Below are 19,901 nucleotides of genomic sequence, written 5' to 3'. Positions count from 1 at the left end.
GAGGTCAGTTAACTCTCGGGGCCGACCTCCGAACATAGATCGTCGGATCTGGCGACGTGACCGCAAAAGTTCCCTCCTGCTCGCGGTCTTCCTGCTATCCTAGTCGCAAAGGAGGCCGCGCGATGAGCGAAAATCGCAAGCCGCGGAATGGGTCAGGCTGCATGGAGAAGCACGACATGAGTGAGACCCGCAAAATAGCAGCGATCCTAGTCTCTGATGTGGTGGGCTACAGCCGGCTAGCCGGCGCGGATGAAGATCGTATCTTGGCACGGCTGCGGGCGCTGCGCAGCGATCTTATCGATCCCACCATCGCCGTTCATCGTGGTCGCGTCGTCAAGCGCACAGGCGACGGGAGCCTCGTCGAGTTCAGCAGCGTTGTGGAAGCAGTGCGCTGCGCGATCGAAGTGCAGAACGCCATGCTTGAGCGCAATGCCGGGGTGCCGGATGATCGCCGCATCGAGTTCCGCATCGGCATTCACTTGGGCGACGTCGTGCAGGAGCGCGATGGCGACTTGATGGGCGATGGCGTCAACATCGCCGCACGCCTCGAAGGCATCTGCGAACCCGGCAATATTTGTCTTTCCGAACAAGCCTATTGGCAGGTCAAGGCAAGGCTCGATATCGCCATCAACGATCGCGGTGCCTTGCAACTCAAGAACATCGCCGATCCGATCCGAGTTTATTCGCTGCAAGTCGGAGTCCCCGCTCAGGCGAAGGCCGCCGCACCCACAGAGCACGCTGTGCCGGAGATGTCTCCGCAGCCGCTCCCGCTGCCCGACAAGCCGTCGATTGCCGTGCTGCCCTTTGTCAACATGAGTGGCGACCAAGAGCAGGAGTTCTTCACTGACGGGCTGACGGAGGATATCATCACCGATCTCTCGAATGTGCCGGGCTTCTTCGTAATCGCTCGCAACTCCACCTTCGCCTATAAGGGCAAGCCCAGTGATGTCCGTCAGATCGCTCGCGATCTGGGGGTCAAGTACATTCTTGAAGGCAGTGCACGTCGGTCCGACAAACGTTTGCGTGTCAATGTGCAGTTGATCAATGGGCTGGAAGGGGGCAACCATGTCTGGGCCGAGCGCTTCGACCGCGATGTCGCCGATATCTTCGGCGTTCAGGACGAGGTCACACGACGCATTGTCGAAGCGATTTCTGGCAAGCTGGGTGAAAAGAAGATGGTTGTCCGCTCCCGACCGTCGAATCTTGAAGCCTACGATCTTTGTGTCAAGTCGCGAGGCAAATGCAACATTTCCAGAGCAGACAACAGTGAGGCGTGTTCGGATTTGGAACGTGCTGTTCAGCTCGATCCATACTATGGCGAAGCGCACAGCAACCTTGCCATCTCGCTGCTATTTGGCTGGATCGTCTGGGGAGAGCCACAGGAACCCGGTCGCGCAAAAGCTCTGGTGCACGCGCAACGAGCCGTGGAAATCGATCCCGGCGATTCCCACGCTCGCAGGATCCTAGGCTGCGTTCAGCTTTATGAGCGCAATTGGGATGATGCAAAATTGCAATTCGATGCAGCCATTCGGTTAAATCCCAACAATGCAGATGCGGTTGCATGGATTGGTGAGCTTCAGATATTCTTAGGTGAGCCGCAGGCGGCGCTACTATCCTGTGGCGCGGCGCTCCGTCTAAATCCCCGTCCACCAGGTTGGTATTTCCGGGTCATGGGAATGGCGCAGGTTTACTCCGGTCACTATGAAGAAGCTGTCGTGTCCTTGAGCCGGGAGGAAACGTACGGGACAGGTTCGAGGGAGCACCTGGTTCCCGCGCTTGCCCTTGCCGGTCGCCTACCTGAGGCACAGGAGGAAGCCCGTCTATTTCTCGCGGGCAATCCGAATTGGAATTTAGCCGATTTGGCGGCGAACTCACCGTTCAAGAGCATGAGCACTGCGCAGCCGTTTTTTGACGGCTGGCGCCTCGCGGGACTGCGGGATTAGGTCCATTTCGGCCGTGGTGATATACCCCCCGAAAAGCCGCCGTTCCGCTACCGCCCAAGAGCTCAGTCTGCAGGCGCGGTCACCGGCTCCTGACTCACAGCAGATGTTCTCTGGTTGCGCATCGACGCGAGTGCTACGTTCCCAGCAAACCAACGTGGCGTCTCAGGGTCCAGGAGGCATTGTGGCGCGCCCGGAACGAAAGCTTGTGGCGGTTTTGTCAGCGGACGTAGCTGGCTACTCGCGTTTGATGCGGGCCGATGAGGCCGGGACTCTCTTCCATCTCAAGGCACTGCGCGCCGAAGTGATCGATCCAAAGGTCGCGCAATTCAAGGGTCGGCTGGTCGGCACTGCGGGCGACAGTCTGCTGATCGAGTTTCCCAGCGCCGTCGATGCGTTGCAGTTCGCGGTCGAGACGCAAGAACGCATTACGGGACGCAATACGGATCTTCCCGAAGACCGGCGCATGGCCTTTAGAATGGGTGTCAACGCCGGAGAGGTTATCGTCGATGAGACGACGATCTACGGTGACTGTGTTAACGTCGCCGCCAGGCTGGAGAAGGTCAGTGAACCCGGAGGTGTCGTCATTGGACACAGCGTCTATGACCAAGTGAAGGGAAAGGTTCCCTATACGCTCGTCGACCTGGGCGAGCATACGATGAAGAACATTGCTGGGCCCGTACGTGTCTACCGCGTTGGAGCAGAAGAGTCGGTTGGTCCAGAACCTTTGGCGTCAGTCGGTTCAGCGGAGGATTTGCCACTCCCATACAAACCATCGGTAGCGGTACTCCCTTTCACAAACATGTCGGCGGACCCCGAGCAGGAATATTTCTCGGATGGAATGGCCGAGGACTTAATCACAGAACTAAGTCGCAGTCAGAGTCTGTTCGTGATCGCGCGCAATTCCTCGTTCGCTCTCAAGGGTCAATCCGTGAACATCACCGAGATCGGAAGGAAGCTCGGGGTACGGTACGTTGTCGAAGGAAGCGTTCGAAAGGCCGCTGCACGCGTCAGGATCACTGCGCAGTTGATAGAAGCGGCCACCGGCAATCACGTCTGGGCCGAGCGCTACGACCGAGACATCGAGGACCTTTTCGCCGTTCAAGACGAGGTGACAGAGAGGATCGCGTGGGCACTGGTCGGTAAGGTAGGCGCTGCTGAGATTGTTCGGACCAGGCAAACGCACACGAGCCTCACTGCATATGACGCGTTCTTGCGCGGCATCGATGCTACCAGCCGGATCACCGAAAAAGATACCGTCGCTGGTGTCGAGTTCTTGAAGCTGGCTCTTGGCTGGGAGCCTGATTCAGCGCGGGCGCACGCATGGCTCGCGGACGCGTACGCGGCCCTCTCCGCTTTCAGAGCTGATGAAGAGATGAAGGCGCTGGCCATGCAGTCGGCCTTGCGAGCTATCGAACTCGGAGACGCCAGCGGACTGGCAGAGGCGGTCGTCGCCGCTCTGCATGGATGGACAGGGGACTTCGACGCTGCCGCGACTCATGCGCAACGCGCGCTCGCGATGGGCCCGACAAACCCGGTCGTCCTCGTCTGGGTCGGGTACATCTGTCTTTGGAGCGGTCAACTCACGAAGGCCCGAGAGATGGGCGAGCGGCTCCGACGTCTGAGTCCGCTCGAACAGCGCGACGTGCACGAGCTACTCGCGTTCACTTACTATCTGCTCGGTGAATATGAGGCTTCGCTGGATTCGTTCCGCCGTTGGGACAACAACCATTATGATCGCGGGTTCGCCAATCTGGCTGCGTGTTTGGGACAGCTCGGACGCGCCAGAGAGGCAAGATCGGCTTGGGGCAAGTGCCTCGATCGCAAGCCTGGTTTCACTCTGGCTGACTACAAGCGCGGCTCTCCATATCGCCGTCAGGAGGACGCGGAGCACTGGCTAGATGGTCTGAGGAAAGCAGGCATTGCGGATTGAAGGATGATGGGGCATCAGGCGAATCGACTCCTCCTCGGGATGCAAATACAATTTGCCGCAGTGAGAGCACCCCTGCGATGTCCGAAGAGCGCGTTCAACGCCGCCTTGCTGCCATTCTGGCCATCGACGTGGTTGGCTATAGTCGCCTTACGGAGCGCGACGAGGTAGGCACCTTGACTACGCTCAAATCTCGGCGTCGAGAGATCCTTCAGCCAATGATCTCCAAACATCACGGTCGCATCATCAAACTGATCGGGGATGGCGCGCTGATAGCGTTCGGAAGCGCAGTCAACGCCGTAGACTGCGCGGTCGAATTGCAGAAGGCTATGGATATCGCGAATGCAGATGTGGCTGGGGACCGCCGCATTGTATTGCGAGCTGGAATTAATGTCGGCGACGTGGTGGTCGAGGGCAACGATCTCTATGGCGACGGAGTCAACGTCGCGGCTCGGCTCGAGAGTCTGTCGGAGCCGGGGGGATTGTGCATCTCCGGAAGTGTCTTCGAGCAGATCAGCGGCAAGCTGCCACATCTATTCGTTTCGTTGGGGCCGCAGACTCTCAAAAACATCGATCGACCGGTCCAAACCTATCGGCTGGCGGGCAAGGATGGAGCCGCGGTGGTGGCCTCGGCCATTGAACTTTCTCTCCCCGTCAAGCCGTCAATAGTCGTCCTGCCCTTTGTGAATATGAGTGCTGACTCTGAACAGGAATATTTCGTTGATGGATTAACGGAAGATCTGATTACCGACCTCTCCAAAGTGCCCGAGCTCTTCGTCATCGCCCGGAACTCATGCTTTGCCTATAAGGGCAGATCGATAGACACCCGCCAGATCGCTCGCGAACTGGGGGTGAAATATGTCCTGGAGGGAAGCGCCCGACGGGTGGCGGACCGCGTGCGGATCAATGCCCAGCTTATCGATGCACCCGCCGGTGGGCATATCTGGGCGGATCGGTTCGACCGGGAGCTTGCCGATATCTTCGCGGCGCAAGACGAAGTCGTCGGAAAGATTGTGGAGGGGCTCGCCGGCAAGTTAGCCGCGGCAAACCTGAAGGACCGTTATCGCCCAACGAACGTCGGGGCTTATGATCTCTATCTAAGGGGGCGAGCTGAATGGGCACACTCCACGGAAGCGGGCGTTGCGGCCATTCCCTTGTTCGAGCGGGCCATCGCGCTCGATCCCAACTACGCGGATGCCTATCGCTGGTTGGCTATCAGTCAGTGCGAGGCCTGGGTCTTTAGGAACTATCCGATGAATCCCCTTCGTCAACAGTCTATGGCGTCGGCAAGAAAGGCGATTGAACTCGATCCTGAAAATTCCGGCACGCATTGGGTGCTCGCGTTCATACTCCTCCTCGAGCGCCAATGGGATGAGTCTGCCAAAGAGTACGAGATTTCGCTTCGACTCAATCCGAACGATGCCGATGCGTGGGCAAACTTCGGGGATCTGAAGACCTATGAAGGTCGCGGAGTAGAGGCCATCGCCTGCATTGAGAAGGCATTGCGCCTGAATCCGCGCCCGCCGAGCTGGTATTTCTGGTTACTCGGAGGTGCTCAATCCGCTGCCGGCAAGTATGAGGAAGCAGTGAAAACTCTGAGGAATGATGCAACATATCGAACCGAATCCAGGGTAAATCTGGCGTCGATCCTGGCGCGACTCGGCAGGTTAGAGGAAGCGCGTGAGGAGGCCACGCTATATCTGGCAACAAACCCTCACTTCAGGATTAGCCATTGGGTCGAATCCCAGCCCTATCGCGACCTTGCCCTGCGAGACATGTATGTCGGAGGCCTTCGTAAGGCTGGCTTTCCGGAATGACCATTTTTTTGCTCGACGGACCACCACGCCGGGCGGCCGAGGCGGTGAGGATTATCGATCGTTGAGCGGTTGAGCAGAAATTGCCTAGCGGTGCTCCGCGAAAGCGGCGTCAATACTGAGACTTACGTGTCGGCGACCACCGGCTAAGGCAGACCAGAAGAGGATATCTGGTGACGAGGCAACTCCCTCGGTGTCGATTTGGTCAAGGTGGTCCACTATCCGACGTTCCAAAGGCAGGATCCAGAAACGGCCGCCTGCGGCATAGAACGTCCATACGCGGGCTGGCAGCGTCTGGGACCGGCAAATGATCGCTGACCTTCGTCGGAGGAGAGCGCGGATGAAGCGCTGCTGACGACGCTTCAGCCTCAGGGGGGCCGTCGACAAAATTTGCGGCAGGAAGATGTCTGGACGACGCAGCCTGTGTTAGGAGCGTTTAAGGAAATGTCGACTTGCGTCACCTTGCATCCATCTATGCCACGGATGCAGTGTCGGAATTAACGCAGCGAAGTGAGCGGACGATTCGTTCAAGGTTGGCTTAGGCGGAAGAATGCTTCAGGGGTTCGGGACAGAAAGTGATCCGTTGGGACGGTATTATACTGATCCCCTAATCGGACAGGCTTTTGTCAGCCTAATCGATCGTCGTTACGCGACTTCAATTCTAGACCTCGGTTCGGGGGGTGGTTCGCTGACCGTCGCCGCTGCGCACCGATGGGCAAATGCTCGCATCCAGACGATCGACCTCGACCTCGACGCTGAGAAGTACATCCGACTGGGCATGGCTTCTGCCGGCCACCAAGCGCATGAGCACCTTGTCGCTGATGTGCTCGACGAGGACCTTCCTGAAAAGGTCGGACGATCCCGCTTCGATCTCGCGGTATGCTCCCTATACGCGGGTTCGATGGCGAGAGGGCTTTGCGCGCATCCTCGCGGATGCAGGAATGGACCATCTGCACGCGGTTCCGCCGGCGGCCCTTGGTTCAGATATCATGTTTGTCGCCCAGATACTTCGCCTGGCAGAACCCGGAGCCGAGATTGGAGTTATTGTCCCGGACGGATTGGTGTCTGCTCGACGATCACATGCCGTCCGGCAGGCCCTGCTCGATCGCCTGCGTGTCATGCGCGTCGTCCAACTGCCGCGTGGTTCCTTCCGAGGCACTGAGGCTCAGGCTCACGTCATCGTCTTCCGGAACGAGCGCGGGCGAGGTGACCCGGTCGAAATCAGCAATCTCGATGTCGACGGCATCTCTTCTCCGACCCTTGTACGGGCGGAGGATGCCGCATTCCGGATGGATTATAACTTCTACAAATCCGCCAAAACCGTCAGGCGAGGCTTTACGCTTCGCGCAATCCACGCAGAGATCACCAGAGGCTCCCTTTCGTCAGCTGCAGCCCGCACATGCAGCGAGCCGGTCTTCCACACGACCGGCTTCAACCAAACTTCGCCCTGCGCCTATCGTCTTTCTGACCAGCGCCTTGGCGCGGATCGCCCCGGCAAACGCATCGCCGAGCCAGGCGACATTCTGTTGGCCAGGGTTGATCGCGAACTGCAGCGCAAGGTCTGCATCGTCGCTCAAGGTCGAGCGCTCCTCACGGACTGCATATACCGCATTCGCGTACCGGCTACATGGCGCGACACTGTTGTTCGCGGACTTTTATCGGAGGCCGGTCAGGCAGCCCTTATACGGATTTCACGAGGCGTTGGCGCGCGCATGTTGAATCGAGAGGATCTCTTGGACCTGGAGATCGAAGCGCAATGAACGGAACACCGGACGTGGACGATCAGGAATTTGATGAGGCCTTGGACGATTCCTTCGAGGAGCGAGCCGACCACGTCGAGGAGAACGTCATCAAGTCAGGAACGGCAACGGGCGACCAATTCGACGAGATCGTAAGAGTGCTGTGTGCACGCGGCTTGGTGCTTCTCGTAGGCCCTCGCGGATGCGGAAAAACCCATCTCATGCGGTATGCTTGGCTTGAATGTGTCGAGCAAAAGGACCGGCCCTTCAGCGTCTATACGTCCTTGAACCGGTACCTGAGCCTCGAACCGCTTTCTCGAGCGCGGACGGATGCGAACGGACTATTCCACTCTTGGGTCCTCGCGCGAATCCTTGAGGGCGCACAGGAAACCTTCAGGCGCGTTGGCGGCCCCTCTGATTACGATATCGGCACCGAATTCGGCGTCGAAGCCGGGCGGCTTGCGAAGCTCGTCAAGGCTCTTGAGCGTAACTTCCAGCTTGATGCCGGCGACGAGATGGTACACCGCGAACTGTCCGTCGAAGCCGTCAAACGAGTCCTCGCGGACTTGGCCGCGCGAAGCGGTCGGATGCGTACCGTCCTCCTGTTGGACGATGCGGCGCTCACCCTGTCGCCGGCGTTCATGACGGAATTCCTGGATATTCTTCGGGTCATCAAGTCGCCGGAGATCGCTCCGAAATGCTCGATTTATCCTGGCACCACGGTGTTCGGAACCCGCTTCCACGCTGACCATGAGGGCAGAACCGTCTCCGCATGGGCTGCGGTCGACAATCCAGGCTATGGCGCGATGATGCAAACCATCGCGGAGCGTCGCTATCCGGAAGGGCTCAGCGGAATCACTCCCGAGGCGAGCACCCTCCTCCAATATGCCGCGTTCGGTATTCCCAGAGCAGTCTTACACTCCTTAGGTCTGTGCAGGCGGCCAAGCCTACGAAGTCGAGCATGGGGCCGACGGTCACCAAGGTGATCCGCGCGCATCGCGACAACAGAATTCGTGAGTTCCGGTCCCTCGGGGAGAAGGTCGTAGAACTGAAAACACTCATCCGCGTTGGTGAGAAGTTCTTCGACGGCGTCGTTGCGGCGATGACTGCTCGCAACGAAGAACTCAAGGGCAAGCGTGAGAAGGCCACCGTACTTGGCATCGAGGCCAAGGAATTCGACCCCCTGTCGAGCCGAATGGTGGACCTCCTAGCGGAGGCGGGCCTGCTTCACAGGGAGGAAGAGGTGTCTCATGGACGCGACCGGACGTATCGGCGCTTCACCCCGCACCTAGCCGCTCTTATTGCGGAGCGAGCATTCTCGCCCGGTGAACGGGGCACATCACTCGGCAACATCGTCGAGTTCATCGCCCGGCCGAACGAAAAGCATCCGGTCCGGAGGAACTTCACGACCCTGTTCACCGCCCAGGGCATCAACGAAACGCTGAAACTCGATCTCCCTCCTTGTCAAAATTGCCAAACCCCAAGGAATGCTGAGAAACAAAAATTCTGCCAGAACTGCGGGAGCAAGCTCGTCGACGAATTGATTTACAACCGCATCATGGCGATGAAAATCAACGGCGTTCCTGGGCTCACCGAATTCCTGATCGGGAAAATGGAAAGCGCCAACATCAAGACGGTTGGCGCGCTGCGCGCTCTCCAGGACCCGGGTACCGAGCTCCGAAAGATCCACGCGATCGCCCAGGCACGTTCTGATCGGATTCTCACCAAGGTTGAAGACTACGTCGACGAGATGATGTCATGACGGCAATTGCGATCCGTCCCCTCGTCGAGGTCCAGCCCCTTCCGTCCATCGATACAACGCAGCTCTTCAGACACACCGATGAAGTCTGGAGCCCCATCGACAAGTTCATTGCGAACACCAACGCCATCAATGTCATTTTGGCTGGCGCCACGGCAAACAGGGACCCGTCACCGGAGCTGTGTTCCATCGTCCTGTTGGGATACCTTTCGGCAGTCGAGACCTATTTCAGAACATTGCTCAGTCGGCTTGCTCACATCGACGAATTGACTATGGAGGCGCTTGGACAGAAACAGCTCCTGTTTTCGGTGGCAATGAAACGCCCACGTGAGTCCCTGGCGGAAGCCCTCTATGAGGACTCATTCGCATCTGTGAAGGAACTGAAGGCGCGCCTCGGCGAGATCGGGATGACCAAGCTTCCGCCGGAGATCGATGCCGCGCTTGGAATCTACGAGAGCATCTGCCACGTCCGCCACTGTTGTGTGCATCGCTTCGGATATCTCGGCAACAAGAATGCCAACGACCTTGGCATGTCCAAACACCATCATCTGATCGGCGGTCTCTTCTCCGCATCGACTGACGACCTCGCCAACATTGCCGATGCGCTCCAAGTATTTGTTAAGACATGCAACAATCACATCTTCAAATTTGTGACCGATCGAACCGTTGTTGCGCAAATCTGTCCTAAACACGATTTCGAATGGGCTTGGAGTTGGACGTGGAAATTTAAAACCGACAAAAAGCGGTTCAAGCCCTACTATGACCTATTCGCGCTTGTCGTCGGTCGCCCGTCGAGCGTGGTGATGAAAGACGCTTACATGCAATTCAAAGACTCCAACGCCGCTAAGGTGGCCGCACTGACTACTCGACGCGATGCGACTGGACGTGCTCCGCAGCGTGAGGCCGAAACCCAAGCTTAGGTCCCGGCGATATGGTCTCGATTTCGAGCTTTGCACGCCCGAAATCCGGCGGAGGTGGAACGCCGGGCATTCAGTCGAAATCACCCCTGGCCATGCCTTCCGCCGCGGCCAACACCGAGGCGTCATCGCCTTGCTGAAGGGCTCGAAGGCCCGTCCGGCCATCGAGCGCGCCATGGCGCGACACCAGAAACCGATAGACGGCCCAGGCACTGTTGCCCAACATGGCATGCAGCGCCGGCAATGCTTCGAAGGGACGACCGTCCTTGTCGAGTTGCCAGACAGGAAAGCGGAAGCCGCGCTTGGCGCCATCGATCCCGAGTACCTGCCCGCTCTGCCGCTTGGCATTGACCGTCACCCGCGACGTGCCGAGCAGCTTGGCAAAGGCATCCGCGCTCAGCATGTCCTCACCGGCGACAATTTCGGCGACACGCTTGCGGCCACGCGCGCGTGCTTCGGCAAGAGCCGCCTCGAGTTCGGTATCGGGCCTGCCTGTGTCCTCGACGGGAAAAGTATAGTCTGAAGCGATCGGTTGCTCCTCGACTGGCGTGATCGTCTGCGCACCAGCCGTTGGATCGACCTCTACCCGGAACGATACGCGATGGCCAATCTTGCGGCTGCGTGCGATCGCTTCCTGATAGCGTTCGAGCAGCACCTTCTCGAAGTCTGCCTGTGCCGGCAGTTTTGTGGTGAAGCTCAGGGCGGCGACTGCTGTGTGGGATGCGGTCCCACTATGATTGCTGCGCTTTGGAGCGGCCATGACGACGACCTCTTGGTGTCACCAATATGGTACAGAGCGCAAGTTCGTCAAGTTCGTCAAGTTCGATAATTTCGTAACGTTCGTAGCGAATGGCTGCGAACTAAACAATTCCCCACGCCCGAAACCTTCCCCTCCCCGTCATCTCGCGCAGGCCAAGCTCGCCGACCAGGTTGAGCGCCCCCTGTTTTGTCACTTTTAGCCGCTCCTGGATCATGCCAGTCGAGACGAGCGGCCGCGACAGCACCAGCTCGACCAGATCGGGCAGTTTCGAGCTGACGCGCCGTTGTTTGAGCCGCCGCTCCATCTGGCTTTTCGCCATCACCAGCCGATCGTGTTCCTTCAGGCCAGCCACTGCTGCGTCGTGAATGGCATCGAGCGAGGCGAGCAGCCGATCGGACCGATTGCGCGCCCGCCGCCGCTCGCGCGGAATGTTTTTCGCGCCGAGATGAATGCAAGCGAGATGGTGGGCGGCGAGTCCTTCCTGTCGCAGCAGTGCAGCCACCAGCAGCGGCCCAAGCCACGTGGCATGCTGCAGCACCTCGATGTCCGACCAGGCTTCGAGCAGGACCGCGGCGCGCAGGACGACTGGCTGCCCCCGCGTTTCCACGAGCACAGCGTGCCATTCGGCCAGCCGTTCTTCCTCATTCCAGTCGAGATCGTAAATCAGGTCCGGCCGGTCGTCCGGGCGCGCCGCTTTCGCCGGCACATCGGCGCCGCTGAGAATCTTCGACGAGCGCGCCAGGACGGCATCGATCTCGGCAAATTCTTCGGCCAGCAGATCGGCCTCAGCATCATCGCGATCGTCGGCTTCCACAGAGGCAGTTCCAGCGCCCTCCCCGTCTCGGCTTTTTTGGTCCGCCGCCGGCATGGCGCCGCCGCGACCGGTCAGCGCCAAAAAACCGTCGCGGCTGAGCGCCCAGTCCGGCTTTTGCGCAAAAATCCGCCGGCGGGTTCGCAGCACCGCGTGCGCCCGGGTGAGTTCGTGGGTCGGGGTGCGGATGTCCATGTGGGCGTCGTGCAGCACGAGGTCCTCGAGGTGGACGAGTTCGCCCTCGAGCCAGAGCGCGGAAGCCGCGTCGGCAAAATGCTGGCGCTCGACAAAGCCGTCGCGGACCGGCGAACGGGCGACCCGCTCGTCGAGGCGGACCAAAACCTCGGTCGCGCGGGCAACCGGCCCGATAAGGGTTTCCAGGGGCAGTTTGTCGAGCGTGTAAGCCATTGTTTTCATGATGGCCGATTCGCGTTGGTCAAGCTAGTGAGGGTATCACTGGACTTACGTCGTGTTTCTTCAGGGACAAATATCACTATCGATAATGACCTCTTATCGATAGTCATTGATTTGAGCGCTCAAATCAGCCAGAATCGCGCTGATGACGGCCGCCGGCGGCGTGCGGCCGGCGTTCTGGACGGCCTTTCCCGGCCGATAGAGAGGCACATCCGGCATGTCCGAGCAAAACCCCATCCGCCTGCCCGACCCCGCTTCCGTCGAAACCGTGCTCGCAGCTCTGCAGCCGCAGTCGGCCGACGCCGAACTCGCCCCTGCCCTGAGCAAGGCCTTTCCGGGCTTCGCCTTTACCGTTGCGAGGGTCGACGATCCCTACTGGTGCAACCCTCATGCTGTCGTCGCTGCCGACGGCACGCGCCTCGGCGACCATCGCGCCTGGGTCGAGCGCGCACTGGCCGAAGTCGGCGGCGACCTCACCGCCTTCTGGAATCGGCATCGCCAGAGCGGCGAAAAATTCACCGAATGGCGCGGCACCAGCGACTTCGCCTTCGCGCCGACTGGCCCGGGCGTGGCAGACTTCGTCCAGCTCTCGCTCGGCCGCGAGATCGAGGTTCTGGCCGGCGCAGTGGTCGATCGCGACTATCGCCCCACCAGCGCCGACCACCTGTTCGAGCCGACCTGGGTTTCGCGCGAGTCCGCGGTTGCGGCGCGGCAGCTCGCCGGACCGGTTTACCGGCTGCGCGGCCGCACCGGCGGTGGCATCGTCCATATGCGCAGTTTTTTGGCGCGCCGCGCCCGCATCGAACGCGAGCAACGCGAAGCACAGCGCCCGGAGCTTGAGGCCCGCACCATCCGCGAGGTCGGTCCGGACGGCGCGCGAAACACGCCGTTCCTGGACGCCAACCCGGACTGGTTCGATTTCGTGCCGCGCGAGAACCGCTTTTTTGCCGACTGGGAGCGATCGAGCGCTTACGGCCACCGCATCTTTGACCATTGGGCCTTCGACATCCACGACCTCGAGGGGCGCGGCCAAAAACGCGAGATCGGTTTTATCCCGCGGCCACTGAAAATGCCCACCGAGAGGCTGCTCGCCGGCGAGAGCGTGTCCGTGCATCGGCTGATGGAGCGCATCGAGGCGATCGACGCCGAAATGGGCCTGCCCTTCGCCTGGTTTTTTCTGATGACGCACGGGCACTGGATCGATCCGGATCTCGGCCATGCGATCGCCGACGGGCTGCGCGCCGGGCGCGTGCGCCTGCCAGACCACGATGCGGCCGTGCTGCTTGACTGGGCCGCCAGGCCCTATTTGTTCTGAGCGCCGTCATGGACCTTCGCCTGCCAAAACCCGCGTCGGACCAAAAACTGCGCCGCGCCGAAGCGTTGGACGCGCTGGAGTCCGTGCTGCCGTTCGACCGGCGCGACTTTTTGGCCGACATCCTCACCGATGACGACGTCGCCACACTGCGCCATCTCGCCAAGGAAGGCATCGGCGAGAATTCGCTGCGGGCGCTGGCCTCCGACCTCGGCTACCTCGAAGCCTGGTCGCTTGCCGCGACTGGTTTTCCGCTCCCCTGGCCGGCGCCGGAGGCGCTCTTGATCAAATTCGTCGCCCATCACCTGTGGGATCCGGCCAAACGGGAAACCGATCCAGCGCACGGCATGCCCGCCGAAGTCGCGATAACGCTGAAAGCTGAAGGGCTTCTGCGCATTGACGGCCCGCACGCGCCCGCCACCGTGCGCCGGCGGCTGTCGAGCTGGTCGACGCTGACCAAATGGCGCGGTTTGCGCGGCAAATTCAACGCGCCGGGGCTGCACAGCGCGACAAAACTGGCGGTGCGCGCCAGCCCTCGCCCCCGCGGCCGCAAGAGCAGGAAGGCGGTGACCGCCGATATTTTGGCCGCCCTCCTGAAGGCCTGTGCAGGCGATCGTCTTGTCGACGTGCGCGACCGCGCCCTACTCATCACCGCCTTCGCCTCCGGCGGCCGGCGCCGCAGCGAGATTTCGTCCCTGCGTGTCGAGCAGTTCGTTGAGGAAGAGCCTGTGCCGGCCGATCCCAAGGATCCAGAGGGGCCAAAACTGCCCTGCCTAAAAATCCGGCTTGGCCGCACCAAGACGACACAGGCCGACACCGACGCTTTTGTGCTGCTCGTCGGCCGCCCGGTGCTGGTCCTAAAAGACTGGCTCGAACGCGCCGGCATCACCGACGGCGCCGTGTTTCGCGGCATCGATCGCTGGGGCAATCTCGAAAAACGCGCCCTGACGCCGCAGGCGGTCAACCTGATCCTGAAGAGGCGCGTCGCCGAGGCAGGACTCGATCCGGTGGCGTTTTCGGCCCACGGCCTGCGTTCCGGCTATCTCACCGAGACCGCGCGCCGCGGCATTCCGCTGCCCGAAGCCATGCAGCAGTCGCAGCACCGCTCGGTGCAGCAGGCGTCGAACTACTACAACGATGCCGAACGCACGCTCGGGCGCGCGGCGCGGATAATCATCTGAGTCGCAGATCGATCCGACACGTCACAGCTTGCTGGCACTATGTGCGCATCTCGGCCGTGCCTCGGCCGAGATGACGCGGAATTATCAGCGCCGACGTGTTCAGTTCCGCGTCAATCTCACGAAGGCCTCGGGGTTGCGGCCGACAGAAAGCCCCTCCCCGTCCCCCCGTTACGCGCCAAACAGCCGCCGGTCCCAGTAGACGGGCTGGTGCAGGCTTTTCTGGATGCTTGAAAACTCCGGATGCGCCGGATTGATCAGCACATTGCAATCGAGACGCGCCACGACACTGGGCACAAGCAGGATGACGCTGCGCCGTTCTAAACACCAGGTTTCGCCAAATCCCTTGCTCACCGTCGCCGGCATCGTGTCCCAGCCGGGCAGTGAGGGCTGGGAAAAGACCTCGTAGCTCAGCCCGCGCGGGATCACGATTTCGATGTAGTGCTGGTTGGGCGGCAGTCGGCCGCTGCCATGCACTAGCTTTTCCAACAGGGCCGTCGAATAGTGCTCGCTGGTATAGATGATAGGACTTCCGGGCGCGTTCCATCGCCCTGGCGCGATTGTCGAGCCGGTCGCGTCGAAGATCGGGTAGGTGCCGGCCGGATCGCCGATGCGAAAGGACGATAGCGTGCGATCGAGAGTCTGCGCCGTCACGCAGCACTGCCGTACTTCAGAGCTCCCAGGATATCTACCACCATTTCGGCGCCGAACTCGCTCAGGATAACGACGTCGATCGGTCGCTTGTCCTCAATCATCGGGTGCGGCCGAAACAAGAAATCGCGCGCTTCCTCTTCGTTCTGCCAGACATCGACAGCAAGGCCCCAGACGCGCGCCACGCGGACCAATCGTGTGCCCTCGTCCGACGAGAGACGATGTACCGCCTTGCGCCGCTCGTAGGTCGCCTTGGGGATCAGCCGGTATTTGAACTGAGCATCGCCAGGCGCCAGAAGATGCGCAACGCGCTCGAGCGCCCCGATGGGAAGTCCATCCTCGATCCGCGAGATCAGCCCGAAAGGCGACCGCGACGCCACCTCCTTAACGGGCAGCCCCAACACGTCAGCGACATTTCCAAACGCCAGCATTTCACTCTCCGCACCATGTGAGGCAAAATATAGCCTCACATGGTGCGCCACGCAAGCATTTGCCTCGACATGAACCCCGACACGCCAACTGTTACGCTGTCAACCTTGCTGTCACGCCGTTTGCTCGCAATGCCGCCATCAGCATCGGCCCGACCGAAAACTGCCCCGCTCGTGCCTTTTCGGTCAGCACCCGCAGATAGCCGCCTGCTGAGTTGATGTGCTGTGCCCTTTGCAGAATGCAGGCAATCACCATTGCGGCGACCTCCTGGCCCATCACATGGCAGGCCTCCTCATACGCCGAGGGCGAAACGCCAAGGTAGCCCCGCACTTGGGCCGCGGTGATCATCAATTCGCGCCAGTTCCCGATCCCGCTGGCGGCATATTCCCCGATTTCGGGGCAGGCTTTCAGCACCAGCCCGATCGGATACGTTTTCGGCTTCTCGGCCGGGGGATATGTTGGCTCGACCGCGACCCCGCTTTTTTCGGAAGCAGGTTCAAATACAAAAGTGGAGTCTGTGTTTGAATCTGATTGCTGCCGCTCATTCTGGGACTCATTGCCGCTTGGATTCGTGGAATATGCAAGGTTTTCCAGCATCCTATCCACGTCATGATGAAGCGCGGCCAGGCTGGCGACGATCCCTTCCAGCTCCGGCAGTCCAGCACGGCGCGGGATTGCATCAACGATAGTCCGAAAGCGCCTCCACATGCCGCCCCAGTCGCCGGCGACCCCCTCTTGGATCGCAGCCTCTACAAGTTTATGAATGTCGCGACGATGCAGAGTGATCCGCTCTCGCATCAATTTGAGCGCCCGGCTCTCGGAACGGACCTGCTCGGCGGCGCGCTGAAACTCCGCCGCCCGTGTCAGCAGCGGAGCCAGCGAAAATCCGAACGCTTCCTCGACAGCCCCGCCCTGCCCTTTGCGAGCGAACCTTTTGCCGTTCGGACTGTCGCGGCGAATGATAAGACCGCACTGCACCAGTTCGGCCAGGTTCCGCCGCAGTGTCGAATCAGCCATGCCATGTGCCCGCAGCGACAGCTGTGCATTCGACGGAAAGACCATCAGGCCATTTTCCTCGCTGATCTGGTCGTCAGGATAGAAGGACAACAGACCGCTCAGCACAGCCAGGGCACGATCGCCCACACCCAGGATCGACTTCCCTTCACAGAGCCAACGATAGACCTGCCACTTTTCCACGAGAGATCCCTGTGGAATCTCGCGCGCTGCCGTGTTCGCTTGCACCAGGGCAAGCGTCATCGGCCGCCGCCCAAAGGGCGTCGTTGCGTACCCACTCTCCATTTCCCTCACCTTTCAATCAGGCAAAAGAAATCTGCTCGCCCAAACGGCGCCACGACTCTTGACAGTGATTCGGGGAAATGCGATTCTCGGCTTGCTACAGACCTGAGAAGGGCTTCCGCGACGGTGACGTTCGGGGGCCTTTTTCTTTTGCGGTTTTAGTCTCCTGCTTTCTTTTCCAGTTCCGATTTCCGGAAGGTCTCGAAAAGTTCGTCGAGCCTATCGGCAATGAACGCGCCGAAAGGCGATGCTTCCTTGGACTTCAAGGCAAGCGTAAACATCTTTCCCGTGTCGGTGATCTTGACGCGCACGGACTTATCCTGCGGGGCCCAAGCCCTTTCTTGAAGCTTTGCCGACGCACGGGCCCGCTTTGGAACGCTGCTCAGAACCTCAAACAGGCGCGTGAAGCGGCCATCGCTCTCAAAGGATGCAAACTCGGTGCTCTTCACAAGCTCGGCAGCTCTTTTTGCGTTTTCAGGATGCTCCATCAGCTTGGCAACCTGCCACCAGCGATCGCGGCCAATGCCCTTGGCCGCTCCGACGGCCAAAACGATCGCCTCGGGAACGTGAGCGCTGACCGTACGCATCTTCGAAAATGTCGTGTCGTCCAGCGCTAGCGCTGATTTGACCGTCTCAGGCGAATAGCCTCGCCTGAGAATGCGATCCGCAAAAAGCGTCCGTTCGATGAACGACAGGTCGGCTCTAGCCGCGTTCTCTTGGCCCTGGGCGAGGAGATGGTCCTCATCGCCTATCTTCTTGATGACGGCGCGAACCGGTCTGCCTAGCTGGCGTGCGGCCCGGACACGCCTGTGACCAAAGACCGTTTGGAAACGGCCAGAGATCTCCGGGTGCGGCCTGACCAGCACCGGAGAATCCTGCCCGCGTTCACGGATCGCCGCCAGCAGCGCCTGAAATGGTTCGTCGTCGTCGTCAATACGATCTGAAACGAATGAACCGTCGACCAGGGTGGGATCTAGATCGACCACCGAACTCTTGGAAAGCTCTTCGAAGGATTGCATGATCGAGCGCGAGGCGCCTCGCACGGCATAGCCGGAGACGTCTCTCACCTCCGCAGCTGGAGCCCCCGCCCCCATCACGCTCCCGAATACATCCTTGCGCGCCATTCACTCGCTCCGATTTGTCGCTAGGAGTCTGATTTCGCGGGAAAAACCCCCGGATTTTACTGCCGTAAAGTGCTTCATTGTCACGACCTGCCCCATGCGCGATGGATGAGTTCGGCAATCTCCGAATTCACCGCATCAAGCGACTCGACCGCTCGATCGTAGGTGGAGCGGGTAAAGGCCGATTTCTCGACCTCGTAGAGGGTCTGCTTGGTCAATCCAGCATCAGAGATGGCCGTTGACTTGAGCATTGGGTTCTCAAGGATTTGACCGGCCAGCATGGACTGCATGAAGCCGACCATCTGCGCCTGCGGAATGTCTGTCGGCTCGTAGCGGGTAATCAGATAGCGAAACCAGTCCAACTCGATCTGCGCTCCGGCAGCTTTGACCGTCTTCAATATGCCGCCAAGCATCAGCAGAAACTGACTCATGGACATCAGGTCGAGCATTTGCGGATGAACGGTAATCAGGACGGACGTCGCTGCCGACATTGCAGTCAAGGTCAGGTACCCAAGTTGCGGCGGACAGTCGACGACGACGACGTCGTAATGGCTATCCACCTCTGACAACGCCTTGGCGATCCTCGTGAAGAATTGCCTGCCCGCATTGGTGGATTTGTCCTGCATGGCTAGCGGGGTGTCGTACTCGTACTCCTGGAGTTCCAGGTTGGCTGGAATGATATCCAGGCCCGGGAAATTGGTGGGCGTGATCACCTCCGAAATGGGCCTTTGGTGCTCGTCGTAGCGGATGGCCTCGTAAAGAGAGAGGTTGCGGTCCAGTTCCGGCTGGAAACCGTGAAGCGCTGAAAGCGAGGCTTGCGGATCAAGGTCGATTGCCAGCACACGATGGCCTGTCAGGGCCAGGTGCTGGGCCAGGTGAGCCGCCGTCGTGGTCTTGCCGCTGCCTCCTTTGAAGTTCACGACTGCCACGATCTGAAGCTTGTCTCCGGGCTTGCGATGCGGAACGTATTTTTTGACCTCGGTCCGGCCGTGGCGGTCAAGGAAATGGCGCAGCTCAAGCATCTGCTCGGCCGTGTAAGAGCGTCGGCCCGAGGGTTTTTGATCGGGCAGGGGCCCCTTGCCCTCGAGATGAAGGCGCTTCAAATTGTTCTGCGATACACCGAGATAGTGGGCCACCTCAGCCATCGAAAACGGGCGCAGCGTCTTGGTCGCGTTGGGTGGAAATTTCTCCATGCGAAGCTGGTTCAGGCGTCGCGATATCTCAGCACCCTGCTCGAGGATTTTGTCATCGAACTCGAAGCGTGGTAACCGCATGGCGATGTTCATTCTCGTCCGAACCTGAATTGGCGCTTTTAGCGATGAAACCATTCAACAACCGCTATTAAGCTCCGATTCGGCCAACCCCGGCAAGAAGTTTTAGGTTAACAGAAGGTTAACGGTTCGGGTCGGGGTCTTTTATGCCGGCTGATCTGCTGGCTTCTCACAGGTGCGGGTTCGTCTGTGGCATCCGGCGTTTTGCCGCAACGGCATGTTTTTTCAGCCAAAGGGACCGAATTTTACGGCAGTAAATCACGGCTTCCAGCAGCCAAAACATGGCCGCACAGGTCCTGCCTAAGCCGTTTGAGATTCCAGCGCGTATCCGCCGAGCCGGACGGTGCGGATAACATCGCCATGGGCCGAATGCCTGATCGACTTCCTCAGCCGGCTGATGTGAACGTCGACCGTACGTGCACCGACATAGACGTTGCCCGGCCAGGCTGCCCCAATCAGTTCGTCGCGGCTGAGCACCCTGCCAGGGTTCTCCGGCAAACGGCGCAGCAATCTGAACTCGATCGGCCCGAGCGATATCTCGGTTCCGTTGCAGCGCACG

General features: G+C 60.0%; 17 protein-coding genes and 1 pseudogene. 10 read left to right on the top strand and 8 right to left on the bottom strand.

Annotated elements, in window-relative coordinates:
* Window positions 1-176: 176 nt before the first annotated feature.
* The 8 genes and pseudogenes from NKI49_RS23020 (at window position 177) to NKI49_RS22985 (ending at window position 10,102) form a co-directional block, all read left to right on the top strand.
* A complete protein-coding gene (locus NKI49_RS23020) occupies window positions 177-1,943 on the top strand; it encodes an adenylate/guanylate cyclase domain-containing protein (protein WP_352606227.1) in 1,767 nt (588 codons plus the stop codon).
* A gap of 181 nt (window positions 1,944-2,124) precedes the next feature.
* Window positions 2,125-3,873 carry an adenylate/guanylate cyclase domain-containing protein gene (locus NKI49_RS23015; RefSeq protein WP_352606203.1) on the top strand — a complete coding sequence of 583 codons (1,749 nt, stop codon included), beginning with the start codon at window positions 2,125-2,127 and terminating at the stop codon, window positions 3,871-3,873.
* A 77-nt stretch (window positions 3,874-3,950) separates the two neighbouring features.
* Window positions 3,951-5,687, top strand: a complete 1,737-nt coding sequence (locus tag NKI49_RS23010) for an adenylate/guanylate cyclase domain-containing protein (protein ID WP_352606201.1) — start codon at window positions 3,951-3,953, stop codon at window positions 5,685-5,687.
* Window positions 5,688-6,234: 547 nt separating this feature from the next.
* Window positions 6,235-6,555, top strand: a pseudogene (locus tag NKI49_RS23005) (methyltransferase); the annotation flags it as partial.
* A 70-nt stretch (window positions 6,556-6,625) separates the two neighbouring features.
* A complete protein-coding gene (locus NKI49_RS23000; RefSeq protein ID WP_352606199.1) occupies window positions 6,626-7,444 on the top strand; it encodes an N-6 DNA methylase in 819 nt (272 codons plus the stop codon).
* Window positions 7,441-8,409, top strand: a complete 969-nt coding sequence (locus NKI49_RS22995; protein ID WP_352606197.1) for an ORC-CDC6 family AAA ATPase — start codon at window positions 7,441-7,443, stop codon at window positions 8,407-8,409. The genes NKI49_RS23000 and NKI49_RS22995 overlap by 4 nt, the downstream gene beginning before the upstream one ends.
* Complete coding sequence (locus tag NKI49_RS22990) at window positions 8,385-9,185, top strand: zinc ribbon domain-containing protein (protein ID WP_352606195.1); 801 nt, start codon at window positions 8,385-8,387, stop codon at window positions 9,183-9,185. Before NKI49_RS22995 ends, NKI49_RS22990 begins: the two co-directional genes overlap by 25 nt.
* Complete coding sequence (locus tag NKI49_RS22985; RefSeq protein WP_352606193.1) at window positions 9,182-10,102, top strand: hypothetical protein; 921 nt, start codon at window positions 9,182-9,184, stop codon at window positions 10,100-10,102. Before NKI49_RS22990 ends, NKI49_RS22985 begins: the two co-directional genes overlap by 4 nt.
* A 70-nt stretch (window positions 10,103-10,172) precedes the next feature.
* Here NKI49_RS22985 and NKI49_RS22980 read toward each other — a convergent pair whose 3' ends face one another.
* Both NKI49_RS22980 and NKI49_RS22975 read right to left on the bottom strand, forming a co-directional pair.
* Complete coding sequence (locus NKI49_RS22980; RefSeq protein WP_352606191.1) at window positions 10,173-10,859, bottom strand: XRE family transcriptional regulator; 687 nt, start codon at window positions 10,857-10,859, stop codon at window positions 10,173-10,175.
* 100 nt (window positions 10,860-10,959) lie between these two features.
* Window positions 10,960-12,078 carry an RHE_PE00001 family protein gene (locus NKI49_RS22975; RefSeq protein ID WP_352606189.1) on the bottom strand — a complete coding sequence of 373 codons (1,119 nt, stop codon included), beginning with the start codon at window positions 12,076-12,078 and terminating at the stop codon, window positions 10,960-10,962.
* A gap of 223 nt (window positions 12,079-12,301) precedes the next feature.
* On the opposite strand from NKI49_RS22975, the gene NKI49_RS22970 reads away from it, so the two are divergent.
* Window positions 12,302-13,399 carry a hypothetical protein gene (locus NKI49_RS22970; protein WP_352606187.1) on the top strand — a complete coding sequence of 366 codons (1,098 nt, stop codon included), beginning with the start codon at window positions 12,302-12,304 and terminating at the stop codon, window positions 13,397-13,399.
* Between the two features lie 8 nt (window positions 13,400-13,407).
* On the top strand, window positions 13,408-14,577 hold the full coding sequence (locus NKI49_RS22965; protein WP_352606185.1) for a site-specific integrase: 1,170 nt from the start codon (window positions 13,408-13,410) through the stop codon (window positions 14,575-14,577).
* Between the two features lie 168 nt (window positions 14,578-14,745).
* Here the strand turns inward: NKI49_RS22965 and NKI49_RS22960 are convergent, their stop codons facing one another.
* The 6 genes from NKI49_RS22960 to NKI49_RS22935 all read right to left on the bottom strand — a co-directional run bounded on the left by NKI49_RS22960 (window position 14,746) and on the right by NKI49_RS22935 (window position 19,900).
* Entirely contained in the window at window positions 14,746-15,228 is a 483-nt protein-coding gene (locus tag NKI49_RS22960) for an RES family NAD+ phosphorylase (protein WP_352606183.1), read from the bottom strand.
* Window positions 15,225-15,656, bottom strand: coding sequence for an antitoxin Xre-like helix-turn-helix domain-containing protein (locus NKI49_RS22955; protein WP_352606181.1), 432 nt, complete (start codon window positions 15,654-15,656; stop codon window positions 15,225-15,227). The genes NKI49_RS22960 and NKI49_RS22955 overlap by 4 nt, the downstream gene beginning before the upstream one ends.
* A gap of 91 nt (window positions 15,657-15,747) precedes the next feature.
* A complete protein-coding gene (gene repC, locus NKI49_RS22950) occupies window positions 15,748-16,953 on the bottom strand; it encodes a plasmid replication protein RepC (protein ID WP_352606179.1) in 1,206 nt (401 codons plus the stop codon).
* A gap of 155 nt (window positions 16,954-17,108) precedes the next feature.
* Window positions 17,109-18,074: a plasmid partitioning protein RepB gene (gene repB, locus NKI49_RS22945; protein WP_352606177.1), complete on the bottom strand. Its 966-nt coding sequence runs from the start codon at window positions 18,072-18,074 to the stop codon at window positions 17,109-17,111.
* Window positions 18,075-18,154: 80 nt separating this feature from the next.
* On the bottom strand, window positions 18,155-19,357 hold the full coding sequence (repA, locus tag NKI49_RS22940; protein ID WP_352606175.1) for a plasmid partitioning protein RepA: 1,203 nt from the start codon (window positions 19,355-19,357) through the stop codon (window positions 18,155-18,157).
* Between the two features lie 285 nt (window positions 19,358-19,642).
* Window positions 19,643-19,900, bottom strand: coding sequence for a winged helix-turn-helix domain-containing protein (locus NKI49_RS22935; RefSeq protein WP_352606173.1), 258 nt, complete (start codon window positions 19,898-19,900; stop codon window positions 19,643-19,645).
* Window position 19,901 lies beyond the last annotated feature (1 nt).

The sequence above is a fragment of the Mesorhizobium sp. M0587 genome (genome assembly GCF_040320945.1).
Taxonomy (GTDB): domain Bacteria; phylum Pseudomonadota; class Alphaproteobacteria; order Rhizobiales; family Rhizobiaceae; genus Mesorhizobium.
The sequence above is the reverse complement of the archived record's forward strand: the minus strand, read 5'-3'. Positions and strand labels throughout refer to the sequence as shown.

Coding starts and splice junctions, on each gene's coding strand:
- NKI49_RS23020 (WP_352606227.1), top strand. CDS start 177: ATGAGTGAGACCCGCAAAATAGCAGCGATCCTAGTCTCTGATGTGGTG.
- NKI49_RS23010 (WP_352606201.1), top strand. CDS start 3,951: ATGTCCGAAGAGCGCGTTCAACGCCGCCTTGCTGCCATTCTGGCCATC.
- NKI49_RS23000 (WP_352606199.1), top strand. CDS start 6,626: ATGGACCATCTGCACGCGGTTCCGCCGGCGGCCCTTGGTTCAGATATC.
- NKI49_RS22995 (WP_352606197.1), top strand. CDS start 7,441: ATGAACGGAACACCGGACGTGGACGATCAGGAATTTGATGAGGCCTTG.
- NKI49_RS22990 (WP_352606195.1), top strand. CDS start 8,385: ATGGGGCCGACGGTCACCAAGGTGATCCGCGCGCATCGCGACAACAGA.
- NKI49_RS22985 (WP_352606193.1), top strand. CDS start 9,182: ATGACGGCAATTGCGATCCGTCCCCTCGTCGAGGTCCAGCCCCTTCCG.
- NKI49_RS22980 (WP_352606191.1), bottom strand. CDS start 10,859: ATGGCCGCTCCAAAGCGCAGCAATCATAGTGGGACCGCATCCCACACA.
- NKI49_RS22975 (WP_352606189.1), bottom strand. CDS start 12,078: ATGGCTTACACGCTCGACAAACTGCCCCTGGAAACCCTTATCGGGCCG.
- NKI49_RS22970 (WP_352606187.1), top strand. CDS start 12,302: ATGTCCGAGCAAAACCCCATCCGCCTGCCCGACCCCGCTTCCGTCGAA.
- NKI49_RS22965 (WP_352606185.1), top strand. CDS start 13,408: ATGGACCTTCGCCTGCCAAAACCCGCGTCGGACCAAAAACTGCGCCGC.
- NKI49_RS22955 (WP_352606181.1), bottom strand. CDS start 15,656: ATGCTGGCGTTTGGAAATGTCGCTGACGTGTTGGGGCTGCCCGTTAAG.
- repC (WP_352606179.1), bottom strand. CDS start 16,953: ATGGAGAGTGGGTACGCAACGACGCCCTTTGGGCGGCGGCCGATGACG.
- repB (WP_352606177.1), bottom strand. CDS start 18,074: ATGGCGCGCAAGGATGTATTCGGGAGCGTGATGGGGGCGGGGGCTCCA.
- repA (WP_352606175.1), bottom strand. CDS start 19,357: ATGAACATCGCCATGCGGTTACCACGCTTCGAGTTCGATGACAAAATC.